Source organism: Hydrogenophaga sp., assembly GCF_011772445.1.
In the GTDB taxonomy this organism is placed as follows: Bacteria; Pseudomonadota; Gammaproteobacteria; order Burkholderiales; family Burkholderiaceae_C; genus Hydrogenophaga.
Genome location: NZ_WVZN01000017.1, coordinates 45,444 through 65,901, shown reverse-complemented (window position 1 = coordinate 65,901; position 20,458 = coordinate 45,444). Strand labels below are relative to the sequence as shown.

Genomic DNA, 20,458 nt, shown 5'->3' with positions numbered 1-20,458 from the left:
CTCGGCCCGCCAGCCAAGGAACGAGCGAAGCACCCTCAAGGACCGGGGGATCAGATCAGAACTCCGCGTCCAACTCATCGATCTCATCCGGCTCCGCTTCCGCAGCGGAAACCCATTCCTTCATCGCCGGCAGATCCATCACCGTGTCGCAATACGCCACACACACCGGATCCAGCGCCACCTCATACGTGATGAAGCGCGTCACCACCGGCGCGAACATGGCGTCTGCGATGCAAGGCTTGGCACCGAAGAGGTACGGGCCCCCATACGAAGCCAGGCACTCCGTCCAGATCGCCTCGATGCGGTCGATGTCCGATTGCGCCCGGCTCCACAGCTTGAACCCCGGAAAGTGCCCCTTGATGTTCATCGGCAGCGACGAGCGCAGCGCCGTGAAGCCCGAGTGCATCTCCCCGCAGATCGAGCGGCAGTGCGCCCGCGCCGCCCGGTCCGCCGGCAGCAGGCCGGCGTTGGGCTTGATCTCGTTCAGGTATTCGCCGATGGCCAGCACGTCCCACACATGCACCTTCTCGTGCACCAGGGACGGCACCCGCATCGACGCCGACAGCAGCAGCATCTCCGCCCGCACCGACGGGTCGTCCGGCGGAATCACCTTTTCGGTGAACTTCAGCCCCGCCAGCTTGCACATGAGCCAGCCGCGCAGCGCCCAGGCGCCGTAGTTCTTGCTGCTGATGGTGAGTTCCGCGGTGCTGGCCATGGGGCGTCTCCGGTGAGTGCCCACGCACTCAGCAAAGCCTGTGCCATCTGGTGAAACCGCGCAGGCACCGCCCCGGTGCACCGCGCGGCTGGCCCGGGACTTGCCTGCACCCGGCGCATCCCTCCACAAGAGGCACGACGCCCATGCTGTACCAGGCCTACCAGACCCAGTCCGACCTGCTGTCGCCGCTCCGACTGGCCGCCCAGTCCCTGGCCTCCGCCTTCTGGGTGCCCCGAACCGAGCGCACCTGGCTGCGCCAGATCGCCGCCGCCTGCGACCTGATCGCTCGCCTGCGCCTCACCCACAGCCGCCCGCCCTACGGCATCGGCGAGGTGCTGGTGAATGGCGAGCCCGTGGCCGTGGACGAGAAGCTCGAACTCACCCTGCCCTTCGGCAGCCTGCTGCACTTCGCCAAGCGCACGGCCGAGCCGGGCCCGCCGGTGCTGCTGGTGGCGCCGCTGTCGGGCCACTTCGCCACCCTGCTGCGCGAAACCGCGCGCACCCTGCTGCAGGACCACGACGTCTACATCACCGACTGGCACAACGCGCGCGACGTGCACCTGCGCCACGGCGCCTTCGGGCTGGACGACTACATCGACTACATGATGCGGTTCTCCGAAGCCATCGGCCCGGGCCACCACGTGATCGCGGTCTGCCAGCCTTGCGTGGCCGCGCTGGCCGCCACCGCGCTCATGGCCGAGGACGAACACCCCGCCACGCCCGCCAGCCTGACGCTGATGGCCGGGCCGGTGGACTGCCGCGTGAACCCCACCGAAGTGAACCGCCTGGCCACCGGCAAGCCCATCGAGTGGTTCGCCAAGAACCTCATCAGCCACGTACCGCTGCCGCACGCGGGGCACATGCGCCGCGTGTACCCGGGCTTCGTGCAGCTCACGGCCTTCATGAGCATGAACCCCGAGCGGCACCAGCAGTCCTTCCGCACCATGGCGGAGCACTTGGTGGAAGGCCGCGTGGAGGAAGCCCGCACCATCCAGGACTTCTACGAGGAGTACCTGGCGGTGAACGACCTGCCGGCCGAGTTCTACCTGGAGACGGTGGAGAAGGTGTTCCAGACCTTCGATCTGGCGCGCGGCGAGCTGATGTGGCGCGGGCGGCGGGTGAACCCGGCGGCCATCCGCCGCACGGCGCTGATGACGGTGGAAGGGGAGCGCGACGACATCTGCTCCATCGGCCAGACCGTGGCCGCGCAGGACCTGTGCACCGGCATCCGGCCCTACCACAAGACGCACCACATCCAGACGGGTGTGGGGCACTACGGGGTGTTCAGCGGGCGGCGCTGGAACTCACAGATCTACCCGCGCGTGCGCGAGCACATCCACTCCGCGATGGGCTGAGTTCAGCGCGCCGCGCGCAACTGCGGCGGCGGGTCCGCGGGCGTCTCTTCCTCGGGCCAGTCGCGGATGTAGGCCTTGAGCATCCTGTTCTCGAAGTTCTGGCTGTCCACCACGGCCTTGGCGACGTCGTAGAAGCTGATGACGCCCATGAGCATGCGGTTGTCCATCACCGGCATGTAGCGGGTGTGCCGCTCCAGCATCATGGGCCGCACCTGTTCGAGTTCGGTCTCGGGCGTGCAGGTCATGGGGTGGTCGTCCATCACCGTGCGAACGATGCGCCCGCCGAGCTGGCCGTTGTTGGTGGCCAGGGTTTCGATGAGCTCGCGGAAGGTCAGCATGCCCACCAGTTCGCCGTGTTCCATCACGGCCAGCGAGCCGATGTCGTACTGCGCCATGGTCTGCACCGCCACCTCGAGTCGCTCGTCGGGCGAAATGGTGTACAGCGTGCCGCCCTTGACGCGCAGGATGTCGCTGACTTTCATGATCGGTCTCCTCGGGAATGTGTCGCTTCCGCTCAAGGCGGGTGGGCCAATATAGCCCACAATGCCCCGGAAATCACAGAGGAGACCGTTCCCATGGCAGGCCACGCCGACCCCGGCTTCGACACGCTCGCGCTGCACGCGGGCGCTGCGCCCGACCCCGCCACCGGCGCGCGCGCGGTGCCCATCCACCTCACCACCTCGTTCGTCTTCGAGTCCAGCGACCACGCGGCCTCGCTGTTCAACCTGGAGCGCGCGGGCCACGTCTACAGCCGCATCAGCAACCCCACCAACGCGGTGCTCGAGGAGCGCATCGCCGCGCTGGAGGGCGGCGTCGGCGCCATCGCCACCGCGAGCGGCCAGGCGGCGCTGCATCTGGCCGTCGCCACGCTCATGGGTGCGGGTTCGCACATCGTGGCCAGCACGGCCCTGTACGGCGGCAGCCAGAACCTGCTGCACTACACGATGCGCCGCTTCGGCATCGAGACCACCTTCGTGAAGCCGGGTGACATCGACGGCTGGCGCGCGGCCATCCGCCCCAACACCCGCCTGCTGTTCGGCGAGACCGTGGGCAACCCGGGCCTGGACGTGCTGGACATGCCCACGGTGGCGCAGATCGCGCACGAGGCCCGCGTGCCCTTGCTCGTGGATTCAACCCTCACAACCCCTTACCTGGTCAAGCCGCTGGAGCTCGGCGCCGACCTCGTCTACCACTCGGCCACCAAGTTCCTCAGCGGCCACGGCACGGTCATCGGCGGGGTGCTGATCGACGGGGGCAGCTTCGACTGGGACGCCGCGGGTCACTTCCCCGAGTTCAGCGCCCCCTACGAGGGCTTCCACAACATGGTGTTCACCGAGGAATCCACGGTGGGCGCCTTCCTGCTGCGCGCGCGGCGTGAGGGCCTGCGCGACTTCGGTGCCTGCATGAGCCCGCACAGCGCCTGGTTGATCCTGCAGGGCATCGAGACCCTGTCGCTGCGCATGGAGCGGCACATGGGCAACACCGAGAAGGTGGTGCAGTTCCTCGCCAGCCACCCGCTGGTGGGTCGCGTGGGCCACCCGCTGATCGAATCGCACCCCAGCCACGCGCTGGCCGAGAAGCTGCTGCGCTTCGGCGCGCGCGGCGCGGGCTCGGTGTTCAGCTTCGACATCAAGGGCTCGCGCGCGCAGGGCCGCGCCTTCATCGAGGCGCTCAAGCTCTTCAGCCACCTGGCCAACGTGGGCGACTGCCGCTCGCTGGTGATTCACCCGGCCAGCACCACGCACTTCCGCATGAGCGACGAGGCATTGGCGGGCGCGGGCATCGGGCCGGGCACGATCCGCCTGTCCATCGGGCTGGAGGATGCCGACGACCTCATCGATGACCTCAAACGCGCGCTGAAGGCCGCAGAAAAGGCAGGTGCCTGATGGAACTCACCGTCAACGGCGCCAAGACCTACTGCTACACCGGCGGCAAGCCCTTCGACGCCGCCAAGCCCACCGTGGTCTTCATCCACGGCGTGCTCAACGACCACAGCGTCTGGGCCCTGCAAAGCCGCTACCTGGCCAACCACGGCTTCAACGTGCTCGCGGTGGACCTGCCGGGCCACGCGCGCAGCCAGGGCGAAGCACCGGCATCGGTGGAGCAGGCGGCCGATTTCATCGCCGCCCTGCTCGACGCAGCCGGCGTGCAACGCGCCGCGCTGGTGGGCCACAGCTGGGGCTCGCTGATCGCGCTGGAGGCGGCGGGCCGGCTCAAAGAGCGCGTCACGCACGCGGTGCTGGTGGGCACGGCCTACCCGATGAAGGTCTCGCCCGCGCTGATCGAGGCCTCGCTGAACGAACCCGAGAAGGCGCTGAAGATGATCAACGTGTTCAGCCGCAGCACGCTGGCGGCGCCCCCGTCGGCGCTGGGCCCGGGCACCTGGGTGTACGGCGCCAGCATGGCCCTGGGCCGCCGCGTGCTGCGCAGCAACCCCAAGGTGAACGTGTTCCACCGTGGCTTCGTGGCCTGCGACACCTACGCCAACGGCGAGTCCGCCATGAAGGCCCTCACCTGCCCCGTGCTGTTCGTGCTGGGCGCGCAGGACCAGATGACGCAGGCCAAGGGCGCGAAGACGCTGATCGACACCGCGAAGGCCGCCGGCAAGGCCTTCAAGGTGGAGACACTGCCCGTGGGCCACCACCAGATGACCGAAACCCCCGACGCGACGCTGTTCGCGATCCGCGATTTCCTGCAAGCATGAGCATCACGCCCGACGACATCACCCCGCCCATGGCGGCCGACCGCGCCCAGGCCATCGCGCAGGCCTTCGACCTGCGCGCCCTGCCGCCCGACTTCTTCACCAATCCCTACCCCGTGTACCGCGCGCTGCGCGAGCAGGATCCGGTGCGCCGCATGCCCGATGGCTCGGTCTTCCTGACGCGCTGGGCCGACCTGGCCGCCGTGTACCGCGACGCGGCCTCGTTCAGTTCCGACAAGCACGTGGAGTTCGCGCCCAAGTACGGCGCCGGCACGCCGCTGTTCGAGCACCACACCACCAGCCTGGTGTTCAACGACCCGCCGCTGCACACGCGCGTGCGCCGGCTCATCATGGGCGCGCTCACGCGCCGCGCCATCGCCGACATGGAGGCCGGCCTGGTCGAGCTGGTGGACCGCCTGCTCGACAGCATCGCCGCGCACGAGGGCGGTGACCTGATCGAGGACTTCGCGGCCGCCATTCCCGTGGAGATCATCGGCAACCTGCTGGGCGTGCCGCACGCCGAGCGCGGCCCGCTGCGCGACTGGTCGCTGGCCATCCTGGGCGCGCTGGAGCCCACCATCACCCCCGCGCAGGCCGAACGCGGCCACCGCGCCGTGACGGAAATGTGCGACTACCTGCGCACCCTGGTGGCGGCGCGCCGCCAGGCGCCCGGCGACCCGGAGCGCGACGTGCTCACGCGCCTGATCCAGGGCGAGGCCGACGGCGAGCAACTGAGCGAGGTGGAGCTGCTGCAGAACTGCATCTTCCTGCTCAATGCGGGGCACGAGACCACCACCAACCTCATCGGCAACGCGCTGGTGGCGCTGCAGGAGCACCCCGCCGTGCGCCAGCAACTGCTGCAGCGCATGGGTGGCGAGGACGAGGTGGCCGTGCTCGACCGCGCGGTCGACGAGTTCCTGCGCTACGAGTCGTCCAACCAGCTGGGCAACCGGCGCGCGGTGAAGGACGTTCGCATCGGCGACCTGGAGCTGCCGGCGGGCACGCTGGTGACGCTGTGCATCGGCGCGGCCAACCGCGACCCGGCGCAGTTCGCCGAACCCGAAGCGCTGGACGTCGCGCGCGAACCGAACAAACACCTGGCCTTCGGCTTCGGCATCCACCAGTGCGCGGGGTTGAGCCTGGCGCGGCTCGAAGGCCGCATCGCCATCGGGCGCTTCCTGCGGCGCTTTCCGGGGTATCGCTTGACGGCAGCGCCCACGCGGGGCGGGCGGGCGCGCTTCCGGGGGTTTCTGGCGGCGCCGTTCGCGGTGGGGTGATGGCACCTTCATGAATCACCCACTGACATAGTCGAATCTGATCGCTAGCATCGCGCTCCTTGATTTGGGGAGAGGAGCGCATGAAGCCGGAACATCCTGCTGGCACGACCGCACCGCCCTCGCACTATGTCGATGCGTCGGCACGCCTTCGCTTCTGGCTGCTGTGCGCGAGCACCTTCCTCATTTTCCTGAGCAACTCGGCCACCGCCTTGCTCGCGGTGCTCTTTGAGCAAGCCGGCCACAGCGACTTGGCGGTCGGCCAGCTTCTGGCGGTCTACGGCCTCGGGGCCCTGGCCGGCATCCTGGCCTCCGGCTTCGTCGCCCGCAGCCTCGGCGCACTCACCACCGCGCGGCTAGGCACAGCGCTCATGCTGGGCAGCTACCTCAGCTACGCCCTGAGCCTGCACAGCTTCCCCCTGGCGTTGGCTTCACGCCTGACCCATGGCTTCGCCTACGGCCTGATGCTTGCGCCGGCCATGCTGCTGGCCAAGGCACAGCTCTCACCGCGCTACTTCGTCACGCTCTTCGGCGTGTACGCCAGCATGATCCCCTTGCCCAACGCCTTCGGGCCTTCAGCGGCGGCCTGGCTGCTGGAGCGCCTCGGCACTGACGGCTTCTTCGTCCTGAGCGCGGTGCCCATGGCACTCGGCGTGCTGGGCCTCCTGTGCGTGCGCCATGCGCGGCCACACCGCACGCTCGCGCCGCACTGCCGGTACGGCCAGCTGATCCGGCACGTGGCCCTGCAAAAGCTCTGCGCCATCGTGTGCATTGTTGGCCTCATGTTCGGCGTCGTACCCAGCTACATGGCCTCGTTCCTGATCGCACACGGCATCCCGCTGGCGGCGTTCTTCACCACGTTCTCCACCACCATGTTTGCCGGCCGCTTTCTGGTCGCGCCCTTGATCGAGAAACTGCCGCATGGCGGTGTGGTGGGCGCGGGCATTCTGGCGATGGGACTGGGCTTCCTGGTGCTGGGCCATGCCCCCACCCTCCCGCACGCGCTGGCGGCCGGCGTGTCCTTCGGTCTGGGTTACAGCCTGTGCTACCCGCGCCTGAGCGCGATGCTGGTCGCGTCCTTCGCGGACAACGAGCGCGAAAAGCCTCTGGCACTGTTCAACATGGCTTTCGTGGCCGGAACCTACGCCATTCCCTGGCTCGTCGGCGCCCTCCACAGCCACATCCCCCTGACGAACATGCTGCTGATCCTGGGACTGGGAGCGGCGGGCCTGGGCCTGGCGCAACTGGCCACCGCCCTGTTCCGCCCTTCGGCGGCCAAACCCCTCGTTCACACACGCGAACCTCACAGATGAAGAACGGCCTGCACCGCTTCCAGGGGTCGATGACCGCCCTGGTCACCCCGTTTCAAAACGACGGGCGTCTGGATCTGCCCGCACTGGCCGCACTGGTGGATTGGCAGATCCGCGAAGGCACCCAGGCACTGGTTCCCGCGGGTACCACGGGCGAGACATCGACGCTCGATCACGACGAGCACCGGCAAGTGATCGAAACCTGCATTGAGGCTGCCAATGGACGTGTGCCTGTCATCGCTGGCACCGGGTCCAACAGCACCCGGGAGGCGGTCGATCTGGCGCGGCATGCGCAGGCGGCGGGCGCCGACGCAGTGATGGTGGTCACGCCGTACTACAACGCACCCACGCAGGAAGGCCTGTACCAGCACTTCAGGCGCGTGGCCGAAGCGGTTTCAGTACCCGTCTTCATCTACAACATTCCTTCGCGTTCGGCCGTGGACATGGCGCCGGCCACCATGGCGGCCCTGGCTCGCGACTTGCGCAACATCGTCGGCGTGAAAGACGCGACCGGTCGGCTCGAACGTGTTGACGAACAACGCGAGGCCTGTGGACCCGACTTCATTCAACTGTCCGGCGAAGACACCACTGCCCTGGGGTTCAACGCGCATGGCGGACGGGGCTGCATCTCCGTCACGGCGAACGTGACGCCCGGCTTGTGCGCCGCGTTTCAGCGGGCCCTTCTGATGGGCGATTTCAAGGCGGCGCTGACGCTGCATGAACGCCTGCTGCCCTTGCACCAGGCGCTGTTCATCGAACCGGGTGTGTGCGGCGTCAAGTACGCGCTATCCACGCGTTACCCATGGTCGAACGTGGTGCGACTTCCCCTGGTACCTGTGACGGCTGCAACGCAGCGCGCGATCGATCTCGCCATGCAAGGCCTGGATCTGCACGCCGACTCCCTGCCGCAGACCGGCGCCCACGCCAGGCTGCGTCGGTGACTGCCTGGCGAGGCACATCGAAGCGCCTCAACGCAGCATCATCGGCTCCGGCAGCGCCTCCGCCACCGTCATCCCCGCCCAGCGGCTCTGGTCCCACAGCCGCGCCGTGGTGCCCTGGCGCGCCAGCAGCAAGCGCTCCATCAAGGGGCCCAGCGCGGTTTGCGTGGGGTCGATGAGCAGCACATAGCGCTCGCCCTCCTCGTCCAGCCGCCCCAGCCAGTCGAGCGCGACCAGCGCCGCCACCGGTTCTTCCAGTTGCAGCGCCTCCACGCGCAGCGAGGCGGCAAGCGCCTCCAGGCTCTGGCCGCGTGGCGCATCCGTGCGCGCAGCGCTGAGTTGCGCCAGCACCTCCAGCGCAAGCTGGAAGCTCCAGCCCGGCGAATCGCCCCGCCGTGCCACGCCTTTGAGCAGGCTGGGCAGGTAGGCCGCGATCACCGCGCCCAGCAGCACGATCACCCAGGCCAGGTAGATCCACACCAGCAGGATGGGCGCCGTGGCGAAGGTGCCGTACAGCACCGAGAAGGTGGGCACCTGCTTGAGGTACCAGGCCAGCAGTTCCTTGGCCAGTTCCAGCGCCACGGCGGCGAAAAAGCCGCCCACCAGCGCGTGGCTCCAGCGCACGCGCGTGTTGGGCACGTAGCGGTACAGCGCCGCCAGGCCGCCCGTCACCAGCATCAGTTGCGCCGAGTCGAGCAGGAAGCCCAGTGGCGCGGGCAGCGCTGCCACGCTGCGCGCGTTGCCGATGGCGTAGGTGGTGGCCGCCGTGCTCACCGTCAGCAGCAGCGGCCCCAGCGTGAGCACCGCCCAGTACACCAGGACGCGCTGCGTCACCGGACGCGGCTGGCGCACGCGCCAGATGTCGTTGAGCTTGCGGTCGATGGTGAGGATGAGCGCCAGCGCCGTGACCAGCAACGCCAGCGCGCCGGCCCCGCCCATCTGCGTGGCCTTGGCCGCGAACTGGTTGAGGTACATGAGCACCGGGCGCGCGATGCTTTCGGGTACCAGGCTTTCGACCAGGTTGCGCTGCAGGCTGCGCTGCAGCCGGTCGAACATGGGAAAGGCGCTGAAGATGGCCAGTGCCACGGTGAACAGCGGCACCAGCGAGATGGTGGTGGTGAAGGTGAGGCTGCTGGCGGTGATGCCGAGGCGGTCTTCCCGAAAGCGCTCGCGCAGGGTGATGGCCGTGGTGCGCCATGGAAAACGCAGCGCGCCGTTCCAGACGTCGCGCGCCAGTTCGCGCAAGGTGTCGAGCCGCTCGGACAAGGTCATCCCGGTATCATGCCAGCCTCGTTTTTCGTCGGGCCGCCATGTCTTCCCCAGCTTCCGCCACGGCCGCGCGCGTGGCCCTCACCCGCCGCCTCGCGGCGGCCAGTCTCGTCGGCCTGATCGTGCTGGGCCTGGCCTGGGAACTGTGGCTCGCCCCGCTGCGCGAAGGCGGCTCCTGGTGGGCACTGAAGGTGCTGCCGCTCACCCTGCCGCTGGCCGGCGTGCTGAAGAACCGCATGTACACCTACCGCTGGCTGAGCCTGCTGGTGTGGCTGTACTTCACCGAGGGCGTGGTGCGCGCCACCAGCGGCGAAAGCGCCATGTCCACCACATTGGCCGCCGGGCAGACCCTGCTGTGTCTGCTCTTGTTCGTGGCCTGCGCGCTGCACGTGCGGCTGCGTCTGCGCGCCGCCGGACCCGAGGCCGTGGCGGCCGATGTGGCCGCCGCCAACGAGGCCGCCGACCGCGCGCTGGCCGACAAGCAATGAACGATACCCTGCTGACCGCTTTGCGCGAGGCCGTGGGCGCCGCCCACGTGCTCACCCGAGACACCCACGACCTGGCCGCCTACGAACGCGACTGGCGCCAGCGCGCCCACGGCCGATCGCTGGCGGTGGTGCGTCCGGGCAGCACCGCCGAGGTGGCCGCCGTGGTGCGGGCCTGTGCCGCGCACGGCGCGAGCCTGGTGCCCCAGGGCGGCAACACCGGCCTGGTGGTGGGCTCGGTGCCCGATGCATCGGGCACGCAGGTGGTGCTGAGCCTGCAGCGGATGAGCGCCGTGCGCGCCATCGACCGCGCCAACCTCACCATGACGGTGGAGGCCGGCTGCGTGCTGCAGGCCGTGCAGCAGGCGGCCGAGGCGCAGGGCCTCCTGTTCCCCCTGAGCCTGGCGGCCGAAGGCAGTTGCACCATCGGCGGCAACCTGGCCACCAATGCCGGCGGCACGCAGGTGCTGCGCTACGGCAACGCGCGCGAGCTCTGCCTGGGCCTGGAGGTGGTGACACCGCAGGGCGAGGTGTGGAACGGGCTCACCGGCCTGCGCAAGGACAACACCGGCTACGACCTGCGCGACCTGTTCGTCGGCAGCGAGGGCACGCTGGGCGTCATCACGGCGGCCACGCTCAAGCTCTACCCGCAGCCGGCGGCCACGCTCACGGCCTGGGCCGCGGTGCCCACGCTGCAGGCGGCGGTGGACCTGCTGGGCCTGGCGCAGCAGCGCCTGGCGGCGGGGCTCACCGGCTTCGAGGTGATGGGTCGGTTCGCACTGTCGCTGGTGGACCGGCACATGCCGCAACTGCGTGTGCCGCTGTGGAAAGAGTCCCCGTACTGCGTTCTGCTGGAAAACAGCGACAGCGAAAGCGAGGACCACGCGCGCGCCCAGTTCGAAGGCCTGCTGGAAGCCGCCATCGAGCAAGGCCTGGTGAGCGACGCCGTGGTGGCCGAGTCCATCGCGCAAGCGCACGCCCTGTGGCACATCCGCGAGAGCATTCCGCTCGCGCAGGCGCAGGAAGGCCTGAACATCAAACACGACATCAGCATCCCGGTGTCGCGCATCCCCGCCTTCTGCGACGAGGCCGACGCCCTGCTGCAGCGCGAGATACCGGGCGTGCGCCTGGTCAACTTCGGGCACCTGGGCGACGGCAACCTTCATTACAACGTCCAGGCACCGGCCGGCGAAGACGCCAAAAAATTCCTCCAGATGGAGGAAACGCGGGTCAACCAACTGGTGTTCGACACGGTGGCTCGCTACGATGGCTCGATCAGCGCCGAGCACGGCGTGGGCAGCCTGAAGGCAGAACACCTCCCGCACTTCAAGGACCCGGTCGCGCTCGCCTTGATGCGCCGCATCAAACAGGCGCTGGACCCCGACAAGCTCTTCAACCCCGGCCGTGTACTGACACCATGAATGCCTTGATGCCACTGCGCCGCGTCTTGCTGGCCCTGAGCCTGCTCACAGGCATGGCGCAGGCGGCCGACGTGGCCCAGCGCCAGGCCTGGCGCGAGCAGGCCATCGCCCTGGAGCATGGCGAGGGCGTGCCCCGCGACACGGTGGCGGCCATGGGCCTGTACTGCCAGGCCGCGCTCGCGGGCGACGCGGTGTCGGCCTACAACCTGGGCTGGATCCACGCCAACGGCCGGGGCGTGCCGCGCAGCGACGGCCTGGCCGCCCACTGGTTCGCGCGCGCCGCGCTGCTGGGCGACGACAAGGCCGAGGCCATGTTCAAGCGCCTGGGCGTGCCGGCCGACAAACCCGACTGCGTGCGCGAGGTGGAAGAGCGCGAAGCGCGCGTCGCCGCCGCGCAGGCTGAGGAAAAGCGCCTGGCCGACGAAAAGCGGGCGATGGCCAGCGCCTACCGCGCCCACGTGGACACGGCCGAGCAGCAACGCATCATGAAGATCGTGTACAAGCTCGCGCCGCGCTATGGGCTCGAGCCCGGCCTGGTCTATGCGGTCATCCGCGCCGAATCCAACTTCAACGTGCACGCCGTGTCCGACAAGAACGCCCAGGGGCTGATGCAGCTCATCCCCGAGACGGCGGCGCGCTTCGCGGTGAGCAAGCCCTTCGACGCCGAGCAGAACATCCGCGGCGGCATGTCCTACCTGCGCTGGCTGCTGTCGTACTTCCGCGGCCAGGTGCCGCTGGCCGTGGCCGCCTACAACGCGGGCGAAGGCGCGGTGGACCGCCACGGGGGCATCCCCCCCTTCGCGGAAACGCGCGACTACGTGCGCCGCATCCAGCGCTTCTACGCGCTCACCGAGCACCCGTTCGACGCCGCGCTCACCCCGCCTTCGCCCCTGCTGCTGCAGCCGGTATCCGCCCAGCGCTGAAGGCGGCGGCGCGGGCCGGTGCACAATGCCGGCCAGTCCCTTTTGGCACCCCGCGCCACCGCCATGACCTCCCCCCGCCCCGTTCGCTCCCAGTACGAAGACTTCATGCGCCACGTGTTCACCACGGGCGTGCCCAAGACCGACCGCACCGGCACCGGCACGCTCAGCGTGTTCGGGCACCAGATGCGCTTCGACCTGAACGAAGGCTTCCCGCTGGTCACGACCAAGAAGGTCTTCACCAAGGCCATCATCGTGGAGCTGCTGTGGTTCCTGCGGGGCGACAGCAACGTCAAGTGGCTGCAGGAGCGCGGCTGCACCATCTGGGACGAATGGGCGCGCGAGGACGGCGACCTCGGTCCCGTGTACGGCGTGCAGTGGCGCAACTGGCCCGCCCCCGACGGCCGCCACATCGACCAGATCGCCGAGGTGGTGAAGCAGCTCAAGACCAACCCGGATTCGCGCCGCATCATCGTGAGCGCCTGGAACGTGGCCGACCTGGACCAGATGGCGCTGCTGCCTTGCCACGCGTTCTTCCAGTTCTACGTGGCGCCCTCGCAGACGCCCGGCGGGCGCGGCAAACTCAGTTGCCAGCTCTACCAGCGCAGCGCCGACATCTTCCTCGGCGTGCCTTTCAACATCGCCAGCTACGCTCTGCTCACGCACATGCTCGCGCAGCAGTGCGATCTGGACGTGGGCGAGTTCATCTGGACGGGCGGCGACTGCCACATCTACAGCAACCACCGCGAGCAGGTGCAGGAGCAGCTGTCGCGCACGCCTTTCCCCTACCCCACGCTGCGCATCAAGCGCCGCCCGGCCTCGATCTTCGACTACGAGCCCGAGGACTTCGAGATCCTGGACTACCAGCACCACGCGGTGATCAAGGCGCCGGTCGCGGTCTGAGCGCGCGATGCTCAGCCGCCGGCAACTCTGGGCCCTGGTGGGCCTCACGCTCATGTGGGGCGTGAACTGGCCCATGATGAAGCTCTCGCTGCAGGAGCTCACGCCGCTGTACTTCCGCGCCAGCACCATGCTGCTGGGCGCCGCCTGGCTCTTTGTCTACGTGCAGCGGCGTGGCGAGCGCATGTGGCCGACGCGCGCGGAGTGGGTCACCATCGCCTGGCTTGGCCTGCCCAACGTGCTGGGCTGGCACACCTTCTCGATCTTCGGCGTGCAGGAACTGGCCTCGGGCCGTGCCGCCATCGTCGGCTTCACCATGCCGATCTTCACCGTGCTGCTGGGCGCGGCCTTTTTTGGCGAACGCACCACGCCGCGCGTGCGCCTGGCCGTGGTGTCTGCCGGCATCGCCATCGCCTTGCTGCTGTGGCACGAGCTCAGCAGCCTGAGCGGGCGGCCCGTGGGCATTGCGTGGATGCTGGGCGCGGCGGTGAGCTGGGGGCTGGGCACGCTGATGTTTCGCCGCGCGCGCTTCCAGCTCTCCCCCATGGTGGTGACGGTGTGGATGCTGCTGCTCGGCGGCCTGGTGCTGTGGCCGCTGGCGATTGCGCTGGAGCCCCTGCCGCATCCCGAAGCCTTCAGCCTGCCGATGTGGCTGGCCCTGGCGTATGGCGTGCTCATCAACTACGGCGTCGCCCAGCTCATCTGGTTCGGCCTGGCGCGCCACCTGCCACCGGCCACCAGTGCCATGAGCGTGATGGCCATCCCCCTGGTGGGCACGCTCTCCGCCACCTTCATCGTGGGCGAGATCCCGCACTGGCAGGACTGGCTGGCCATCGTCTTCGTGATGGTCGCCATCGCCAGTGTGCTGCTGCCCTCGCGCGCTGCGCGGGCCGCCTCGGCACAATAGGCGGATGCCCCGTCTGAACCTCATCTATGCGCGCGCCGCCAACGGCGTGATCGGCAAGGACAACGCCCTGCCCTGGCACCTGCCCGAGGACATGGCGCATTTCAAGCGGCTGACCATGGGCTGCCCGGTGGTGATGGGCCGCAAGACCTGGGACTCCCTGCCGCCGCGCTTTCGGCCGTTGCCAGGGCGGCGCAACGTCGTGCTCACGCGCGACCCGCAATGGCAGGCCGAAGGCGCGAGCCGGGCGGGCTCCATCGACGAAGCATTGGCGCTGTGCGCCGACGCGGCCGAGGTCTGGGTGATCGGCGGGGCCGAGGTGTACCGCCAGGCCCTGCCCCACGCGCAGCGCGTGGTGGTGACCGAGATCGCACGCGACTTCGAGGGCGACGCCTTCATGCCGGCGCTGGGTGCGCAATGGACGGAGAGCTCGCGCGAAGCGCACACCGCGGCGAACGGCCTGCCGTTCGCCTTCGTGACCCACGACCGCAAGGAATGAGCATGCCGATGCGACTCGCCACCTGGAACATCAACTCCCTCTCCGTGCGCCTGCCCCAGGTGCTGGACTGGCTGGCCGCCAACCCGGTCGACGCCCTCGGCCTGCAGGAACTCAAGCTGGTCGACGAGAAGTTTCCGTACGACGCCTTGAAGGAGGCCGGGTATCACGCGGCCGTGTTCGGGCAGAAGACGTACAACGGCGTGGCGATTCTCAGCCGCACGCCGGTGACGGACGTGGTGCGCAACATCCCGCAGCACACCGATGACCAGTCGCGCGTGATCGCGGGAACGCTGGACACGCCGGACGGCCCCTTGCGCCTGGTCAACTGCTACTTCGTCAACGGCCAGGCGCCCGGCACCGAGAAGTTCGCCTACAAGATGCGCTGGCTGGAGGCACTGCACCGCTGGCTGCAGGAGGAGCTGAAGGTGCACCCGCGCCTGGTGCTGCTGGGCGATTTCAACGTGGCGCCCGAGGACCGCGACTCCTTCGACCCCGTGGGCCTGAAGGACACGATCCACCACACGGTGGAAGAGCGCCAGCATTTCCAGGCGCTGCTGCAGCTCGGCTTGACGGACGCCTACCGGATGTTCGAGCAGCCCGAGAAGAGCTTCTCGTGGTGGGACTACCGCATGCTCGGCTTCCAGAAGAACCGCGGGCTGCGCATCGACCACATCCTCGTGAGCGAGGCGCTTCGCGGCTCGGTGACGGCCTGCCAGATCGACCGCTTGCCGCGCAAGAACCCGCAGCCCAGCGACCACGCGCCGGTGGTGGTCACGCTGGGCGGCTGAGCCCGTTCACTCCATCCCCAGTTCCTGGATCTTGCGCGTGATGGTGTTGCGCCCGATGCCCAGCTTGTGAGCCGCCTCGATGCGCCGGCCGCGCGTATTGGCCAGCGCGGTCTGGATGAGCCGGGTCTCGAAGCGGCGCGTGAGCACGTCCCACACGTCGGTGCGTCCGGTCTCCAGCAGGGCCATGGCCTCGGCCTGCAGGCCGGCCTCCCAGGTGGCCGTCGAGCCTTCCGGAACCACGGCTGCCGGCACCTGCGCGGCCACAGGCATGGCGGGCGGTGAAGCACTGGGCGCCACCACCACCGGCGCCGACACGGCGGGCTCGCTCATCGTCACCACCGGCTCCGGCGCGCGCATGGGCGTCGCTGCGCCGGCCACCTCGGCCTTACCGACGGCGTTGAGCACCTCGGGGGGCAGATCCTTCACCTCGATCACCTGGGCCGGCGCCATCACGGTCAGCCAGTGGCAGAGGTTCTCCAGCTGGCGCACGTTGCCGGGGAAGTCGAAGTTGCCCAGCAGCTTGAGCGCCGACTCGGCGATGCGCTTGGGCTCGACACCGAGCTGCTTGGCGCTCTGCTGCAGGAAAAAGCGCGTGAGCATGGGCACGTCCTCCCTGCGCTCGCGCAGCGCGGGCAGGCGCAGGCGGATCACGTTGAGGCGGTGGAACAGGTCCTCGCGGAACACGCCTTCCTTCACGCGCTGCTCGAGGTTCTGGTGCGTGGCCGCGATGACACGCACGTTGGCGCGCACGGCGCTGTGGCCCCCCACGCGGTAGAAGTGCCCATCGGACAGCACGCGCAGCAGGCGCGTCTGCAGGTCGAAGGGCATGTCGCCGATCTCGTCGAGGAACAGCGTGCCGCCGTCGGCCTGCTCGAAGCGGCCGCGGCGCATGGTCTGCGCGCCGGTGAAGGCACCGCGCTCGTGGCCGAACAGCTCGCTCTCCAGCAGGTCCTCCGGAATGGCGGCCGTGTTGATGGCGACGAAGGGGCCGTCCGCGCGCGGCGAGTGCTTGTGCAGCGCGCGCGCCACCAGCTCCTTGCCCGTGCCCGACTCGCCCGTGATCAGCACGGTCACCTGGCTCTGGCTGAGGCGGCCGATGGCGCGGAACACGTCCTGCATGGCGGGGGCCTGGCCCAGCATCTCGGGGGCGGCGCTCAGGCGCTCTTCCGACACCTCCTCGCGCTGGCTCTCGTCCACCGCACGGCGGATCAGCTCCACCGCCTTGGTCAGGTCAAAGGGCTTGGGCAGGTACTCGAAAGCGCCGCCCTGGAAGGCCGCGACCGCGCTGTCGAGATCGGAGAAGGCCGTCATGATGATGACCGGCAGCGTGGGGAAACGCTCCTTGACCTTCTCGAGCAGGTCCAGGCCCGAACCACCAGGCATGCGGATGTCGCTCACCAGGATCTGCGGGCCGTCCGCATCGTTCGGTTCGTTCAGCGCCTTGAGCACCTCGGGCGCGCTCGTGAAGCTGCGGGTGGGCAGGTTCTCGCGGAGCAAAGCCTTCTCGAGAACGAAGCGGATGGACTGGTCGTCATCCACTATCCAGATCGGCTTCATGTATCAGGGGTCCCTTCAGTCGCGCGTGCGTGGTTGCTATCGGTCAGGGCAGCGGGATCAGGATCTTGAAGTCCGTCTCCCCCGGCACGCTCTCACACTCGATCAGGCCATGGTGCTGCTGCACGAAGGTCTGCGCCAGCGTGAGCCCCAGGCCGGAGCCACCGTCGCGACCCGACACCAGCGGGAAGAAGATGCGGTCCTTGATCGAGTCCGGCACGCCGGGCCCGTTGTCGATGACATGCAATTCCAGTGCCAGCCGGTAGCGCTGCTTGCCGAAAGTGAGCTGGCGGCCCACGCGCGTGCGCAGGGTGATGCGCGCGTCGCCCGCCTCGATGCGCTCGGCGAGCGCCTGCGCCGCGTTGTGGGTGATGTTGAGCACCGCCTGTATCAACTGCTCACGGTCGCCGCGGAATTCGGGAATGGAGGTGTCGTAGTCGCGAACGACCTTCAGGCCCCGCGGGAACTCGGCCAGGATGAGCGAGCGCACGCGCTCGCAGACCTCGTGGATGTTGACGTCGCCCACCACGTGCGGCCGCCGGTGCGGTGCCAGCAGCCGATCGACCAGCGACTGCAGGCGGTCGGCCTCGTGGATGATGACCTGCGTGTACTCGATCAGCTCCTTCGCCTGCAGCTCCATCTGCAGCAACTGCGCGGCGCCGCGAATGCCCCCCAGGGGGTTCTTGATCTCGTGCGCCAGGTTGCGGATCAGCTCTTTGTTGGCCTGGGCCTGGTCGAGCAGGCGCGCCTCACGCTCCTGGCGGGTTTGCTGCTCCTGCGGCAGCATCTCCACCACCACCTCGCCCGCGTTCTCGTTCTGGGCCACCACCACGTGCACAGGCAGGGAATCGTGGTTGAGCCGGCGCAGGTGGGCGTCGTAGCGCAAGGCCGCGAACTCGTTGTCGCGCGCACCTTGCAGCGCGTTGTCGAGCAGCACCGGCTCGGTGAAGACATCCTGGAGGTTCGCACCGGTGATGCTGCGCCTGGACATGCCCAGCGCGTCCTCGAGCACGGCGTTGGCGTACAAGACCTTGCCCTGGTGGTCGACCACTGCGACCAAGGTGGCCAGCAGGTCGAGCGCCTGGAAGCGCGGGCTCACGGCGGGCTCCTTGCGGGCGGCACCGCGCCGGGCAACGAGGTTGAAGAGGGAGGAGGCGTCTGGCTTTTTCAAGCCGCCCATTGTGCGGCAGTCGGGCGGCGCCAGCGCAGGGCCGGCCCTGGGGGGCCGCAGCAAAAACGCTCAGTTGGCGGGGGGCCCCAGCCGCTGCAGCTCTCGGCGGATGCCGGCCACGTCGTTCTCGGCCCGGCCGACCGCGGCCTTGAGTTCGGCCACGCGGTCGAGGTAGCGCTGGTGGTTGCGCCCCTCGATGCCCTGCTTTTCGGGTTCGCCGTTTGCGTAGGCCTTCTGCGCCTCGGCCAGGCGCTCTTCGGCCCGTCGCAGCTCGGTCTCGAGGATGGCACGGGCGTCGGCGTCACGTGCGCGCTGCGCGGCGCTGTCCACGCGCGGCGCGGCGTTGCCGCTGCCGGCCCCGCTGCGCGGCGTGGCGGCTGGGCTGGGACGGGTGCCTTCGATGACGGTGACGTTGCCGCCCTGCAGCGGCGTGCAGCCGCGCTGCTTGGCCACGGCGGGGTTGTTGGTGTACTCGTTGCCGCAGCGGTAGATGGTGTCCTGCGCCAGGGCCGGCGCGGCCATCAGGGCCGCCAGCATCAGCGGCAGGTGGGGCATCGGGCGAGACAGGGAAACGGACACGGAACCTCCAGCAACGTTCGGCGCGGGGCAGTATGACGCAATTGCCTGACGAAAGTGCCACGGGCCTACCCGCATCGACGTGCGCCCAACAAAAAGGGACGGCCGGAGCCGTCCCTGCTGCATGGGCGGGCCCGCTGTCGCGGGCCGGCGATCACAGGCTGTAGTACATGTCGTACTCGACCGGGTGCGGCGCCATGCGGAAGCGGGTCACCTCGCCCATCTTGAGCTCGATGTAGGCGTCGAGCATGGAGTCGGTGAACACGCCGCCCTTGGTGAGGAAGGCACGGTCCTTGTCGAGGTACTCCAGGGCCTGGTCCAGGCTGTGGCACACGGTGGGGACCAGCTTGTCCTCTTCGGGCGGCAGGTGGTACAGGTCCTTCGTGGCGGCTTCGCCCGGGTGGATCTTGTTCTCCACGCCGTCCAGGCCGGCCATCATCAGGGCCGAGAACGCCAGGTACGGGTTGGCCGAAGGATCGGGGAAGCGCGCTTCGATGCGGCGGCCTTTCGGGTTCGCCACGTACGGGATGCGGATGGAAGCCGAGCGGTTGCGCGAGCTGTAGGCCAGCTTCACCGGGGCTTCGAAGCCGGGCACCAGGCGCTTGTAGCTGTTGGTGCCGGGGTTGGTGAAGGCGTTGAGCGCGCGGGCGTGCTTGATGATGCCGCCGATGTAGAACAGCGCGATCTCGGACAGACCGGCGTAGCCGTCGCCGGCGAACAGGGGCTTGCCGTCCTTCCAGATCGACTGGTGCACGTGCATGCCGGAGCCGTTGTCGCCGGCGAAGGGCTTGGGCATGAAGGTGGCGGTCTTGCCATAGGCGTTGGCCACGTTCCACACCACGTACTTCAGCACCTGGGTCCAGTCGGCGCGCTCGACGAGCGTGCTGAACTTGGTGCCGATCTCGTTCTGGCCGGCGCCCGCCACTTCGTGGTGGAACACCTCGACGGGGATGCCCAGCGATTCGAGGATCAGGGACATCTCGGCGCGCATGTCCTGCGTGCTGTCGACCGGGGGCACGGGGAAGTAGCCACCCTTGACAGTGGGACGGTGGCCGCGGTTGCCGCCTTCGAGCTTGGCGCCGCTGTTCCAGGGGGCTTCGTATTCTTCGATCTCGAAGCCGACGCGACCGGGCTCGTTGCTCCAGCGAACACCGTCGAAGATGAAGAATTCGGGTTCCGGCCCGAAGAAGGCGGTGTCGCCCATGCCGGTGGCCTTCAGGTAGGCCTCGGCGCGCTTGGCGATCGAGCGCGGGTCGCGGTCATAGGCCTTGCCGTCGCTGGGCTCGACCACGTCGCACTGCAGGAACAGCGTGGTTTCTTCGAAGAAGGGGTCGATGTTGGCGGTGTTGGCGTCGGGCATGAGCTGCATGTCCGAGGCCTCGATGCCCTTCCAGCCGGCGATGGAGGAGCCGTCGAAGGCGTGGCCCGAGGTGAATTTGTCCTCGCTGAACGCCGAAATCGGCACGGTGACGTGTTGCTCCTTGCCTCGGGTGTCGGTGAAACGGAAGTCGACGAATTTGACTTCGTTGTCCTTCACCATCTGCATCACGTCTGCGACGGTCTTGGCCATCAATTGCTCCTGTGTCTGGAAGGGTGGGTTGAAAGGGTAATACGCAGGGGTGGCATGCAGTTTCCATGCCATGCGGGCGGGGCCGCCGGCTGGCGCGCACCGCCTTGG

The 20,458-nt window shown here is 68.7% G+C and carries 20 protein-coding genes; 13 read left to right on the top strand and 7 right to left on the bottom strand.

Annotation, left to right across the window (positions count from 1 at the left end; all coding sequences use genetic code 11):
* Nucleotides 1-55 precede the first annotated feature (55 nt).
* Nucleotides 56-715: a glutathione S-transferase gene (locus GTO19_RS07135; RefSeq protein ID WP_291019689.1), complete on the bottom strand. Its 660-nt coding sequence runs from the start codon at nucleotides 713-715 to the stop codon at nucleotides 56-58.
* Between the two features lie 143 nt (nucleotides 716-858).
* Here GTO19_RS07135 and GTO19_RS07130 point away from each other — a divergent pair, with 143 nt between their 5' ends.
* Complete coding sequence (locus GTO19_RS07130; RefSeq protein ID WP_291019687.1) at nucleotides 859-2,070, top strand: polyhydroxyalkanoate depolymerase; 1,212 nt, start codon at nucleotides 859-861, stop codon at nucleotides 2,068-2,070.
* A gap of 2 nt (nucleotides 2,071-2,072) precedes the next feature.
* Here the strand turns inward: GTO19_RS07130 and GTO19_RS07125 are convergent, their stop codons facing one another.
* Entirely contained in the window at nucleotides 2,073-2,552 is a 480-nt protein-coding gene (locus GTO19_RS07125) for a CBS domain-containing protein (RefSeq protein WP_291019685.1), read from the bottom strand.
* 93 nt (nucleotides 2,553-2,645) lie between these two features.
* On the opposite strand from GTO19_RS07125, the gene GTO19_RS07120 reads away from it, so the two are divergent.
* The 5 genes from GTO19_RS07120 (at nucleotide 2,646) to dapA (ending at nucleotide 8,296) form a co-directional block, all read left to right on the top strand.
* On the top strand, nucleotides 2,646-3,956 hold the full coding sequence (locus tag GTO19_RS07120; protein WP_291019683.1) for an O-acetylhomoserine aminocarboxypropyltransferase: 1,311 nt from the start codon (nucleotides 2,646-2,648) through the stop codon (nucleotides 3,954-3,956).
* Complete coding sequence (locus GTO19_RS07115; protein ID WP_291019681.1) at nucleotides 3,956-4,774, top strand: alpha/beta hydrolase; 819 nt, start codon at nucleotides 3,956-3,958, stop codon at nucleotides 4,772-4,774. The genes GTO19_RS07120 and GTO19_RS07115 overlap by 1 nt, the downstream gene beginning before the upstream one ends.
* Nucleotides 4,771-6,048, top strand: coding sequence for a cytochrome P450 (locus GTO19_RS07110; protein ID WP_291019680.1), 1,278 nt, complete (start codon nucleotides 4,771-4,773; stop codon nucleotides 6,046-6,048). Before GTO19_RS07115 ends, GTO19_RS07110 begins: the two co-directional genes overlap by 4 nt.
* 80 nt (nucleotides 6,049-6,128) lie before the next feature.
* Nucleotides 6,129-7,358 (top strand): MFS transporter, encoded by a 1,230-nt coding sequence (locus tag GTO19_RS07105; RefSeq protein WP_291019678.1) that lies wholly within the window; start codon nucleotides 6,129-6,131, stop codon nucleotides 7,356-7,358.
* Nucleotides 7,355-8,296, top strand: coding sequence for a 4-hydroxy-tetrahydrodipicolinate synthase (dapA, locus tag GTO19_RS07100; RefSeq protein ID WP_291019677.1), 942 nt, complete (start codon nucleotides 7,355-7,357; stop codon nucleotides 8,294-8,296). The genes GTO19_RS07105 and dapA overlap by 4 nt, the downstream gene beginning before the upstream one ends.
* Before the next feature lie 27 nt (nucleotides 8,297-8,323).
* Here the strand turns inward: dapA and GTO19_RS07095 are convergent, their stop codons facing one another.
* Nucleotides 8,324-9,565, bottom strand: a complete 1,242-nt coding sequence (locus GTO19_RS07095) for a YihY family inner membrane protein (RefSeq protein ID WP_291019676.1) — start codon at nucleotides 9,563-9,565, stop codon at nucleotides 8,324-8,326.
* 38 nt (nucleotides 9,566-9,603) lie between these two features.
* On the opposite strand from GTO19_RS07095, the gene GTO19_RS07090 reads away from it, so the two are divergent.
* From GTO19_RS07090 to xth, 7 genes are all read left to right on the top strand, one after another.
* Nucleotides 9,604-10,050: a DUF2069 domain-containing protein gene (locus tag GTO19_RS07090; protein WP_291019674.1), complete on the top strand. Its 447-nt coding sequence runs from the start codon at nucleotides 9,604-9,606 to the stop codon at nucleotides 10,048-10,050.
* A complete protein-coding gene (locus tag GTO19_RS07085) occupies nucleotides 10,047-11,468 on the top strand; it encodes an FAD-binding oxidoreductase (RefSeq protein ID WP_291019672.1) in 1,422 nt (473 codons plus the stop codon). Before GTO19_RS07090 ends, GTO19_RS07085 begins: the two co-directional genes overlap by 4 nt.
* A gap of 8 nt (nucleotides 11,469-11,476) precedes the next feature.
* Complete coding sequence (locus GTO19_RS07080) at nucleotides 11,477-12,391, top strand: lytic transglycosylase domain-containing protein (RefSeq protein ID WP_291019670.1); 915 nt, start codon at nucleotides 11,477-11,479, stop codon at nucleotides 12,389-12,391.
* A gap of 63 nt (nucleotides 12,392-12,454) precedes the next feature.
* Entirely contained in the window at nucleotides 12,455-13,291 is an 837-nt protein-coding gene (locus GTO19_RS07075; protein WP_291019668.1) for a thymidylate synthase, read from the top strand.
* Between the two features lie 7 nt (nucleotides 13,292-13,298).
* Entirely contained in the window at nucleotides 13,299-14,195 is an 897-nt protein-coding gene (locus GTO19_RS07070; RefSeq protein WP_291019666.1) for a DMT family transporter, read from the top strand.
* A gap of 4 nt (nucleotides 14,196-14,199) precedes the next feature.
* Nucleotides 14,200-14,691, top strand: a complete 492-nt coding sequence (locus GTO19_RS07065; protein ID WP_291019664.1) for a dihydrofolate reductase — start codon at nucleotides 14,200-14,202, stop codon at nucleotides 14,689-14,691.
* 8 nt (nucleotides 14,692-14,699) lie between these two features.
* The gene (xth, locus tag GTO19_RS07060) at nucleotides 14,700-15,479 is read left to right on the top strand and encodes an exodeoxyribonuclease III (RefSeq protein ID WP_291020129.1); all 780 of its coding nucleotides are present in this window, start codon (nucleotides 14,700-14,702) and stop codon (nucleotides 15,477-15,479) included.
* Nucleotides 15,480-15,485: 6 nt separating this feature from the next.
* Here xth and ntrC read toward each other — a convergent pair whose 3' ends face one another.
* From ntrC to glnA, 4 genes are all read right to left on the bottom strand, one after another.
* Nucleotides 15,486-17,036: a nitrogen regulation protein NR(I) gene (ntrC, locus tag GTO19_RS07055; RefSeq protein ID WP_291019662.1), complete on the bottom strand. Its 1,551-nt coding sequence runs from the start codon at nucleotides 17,034-17,036 to the stop codon at nucleotides 15,486-15,488.
* A 43-nt stretch (nucleotides 17,037-17,079) separates the two neighbouring features.
* Complete coding sequence (gene glnL / locus GTO19_RS07050; protein ID WP_291019660.1) at nucleotides 17,080-18,213, bottom strand: nitrogen regulation protein NR(II); 1,134 nt, start codon at nucleotides 18,211-18,213, stop codon at nucleotides 17,080-17,082.
* A 60-nt stretch (nucleotides 18,214-18,273) separates the two neighbouring features.
* Nucleotides 18,274-18,759, bottom strand: coding sequence for a hypothetical protein (locus tag GTO19_RS07045; RefSeq protein ID WP_291020127.1), 486 nt, complete (start codon nucleotides 18,757-18,759; stop codon nucleotides 18,274-18,276).
* 175 nt (nucleotides 18,760-18,934) lie between these two features.
* A complete protein-coding gene (gene glnA, locus GTO19_RS07040) occupies nucleotides 18,935-20,350 on the bottom strand; it encodes a type I glutamate--ammonia ligase (protein ID WP_291019658.1) in 1,416 nt (471 codons plus the stop codon).
* Nucleotides 20,351-20,458: the final 108 nt, after the last annotated feature.